The organism is Flavobacterium tistrianum (genome assembly GCF_003254545.1).
Taxonomy (GTDB): Bacteria; Bacteroidota; Bacteroidia; order Flavobacteriales; family Flavobacteriaceae; genus Flavobacterium; species Flavobacterium tistrianum.
The window spans coordinates 1-632 of the sequence record NZ_QJRH01000032.1 but is presented as its reverse complement, the minus strand read 5'-3'; the positions used below and the strand labels follow the sequence as shown (position 1 = coordinate 632).

1 pseudogene is annotated in these 632 nt (G+C 39.6%); it reads left to right on the top strand.

Features of this window, described 5'->3' with window-relative positions:
- A pseudogene (locus tag DMB71_RS00150) lies at positions 1-632 on the top strand (hypothetical protein); the annotation flags it as partial.

The following is a 632-nucleotide window of genomic DNA, read 5'->3' as shown; positions in this document are numbered from 1 at the left end:
ACAGGATTAACTTTAAATTCAGATTACACTATCACTGTTGCGCCAAACACGCCAAAAGGAAATTATAATGTAGAATATAAAATCTGCGAAAACACGAATCCGCTAAACTGCGATTCAGTAACTGTGACTGTACCAGTTACGGCAGGAAACCTTGTGGCAAACGAAGACGTAGTTCCATCAGTTTTAGGATCGAATGTTCCTCAGACATTGGGCAAAAATGTTTTCGACAATGACACTAAAAACTCTCAGCCGTTAAATCCATCGGATGTTACTCTTAAAACTACATCGGCAGATCCGAAAGGATATCTGACTGTAGATGCAGACGGAAACATTGTTTTAGGAGCAAATCCGCCAGCGGGAGATTACGAGCTGACTTATGAAATCTGCGAGAAGCTGAATCCGGACAATTGCAGTTCAAATACTGTGAAAGTAACAGTAGGAACGCCAGCAATCGATGCGGTAGAAGATGTTATAGCTTCAATAAACGGAAATATCGGAGGAACAACAATTTCATTAATTGCAAATGATAAATTAAACGGAAATCCAATTGTAGTTGGAACAGGAGCTGGAAAAGTTAAGTTTGAAATCGTGGGAACGCTTCCGACAGGATTAACTTTAAATTCAGATTACAC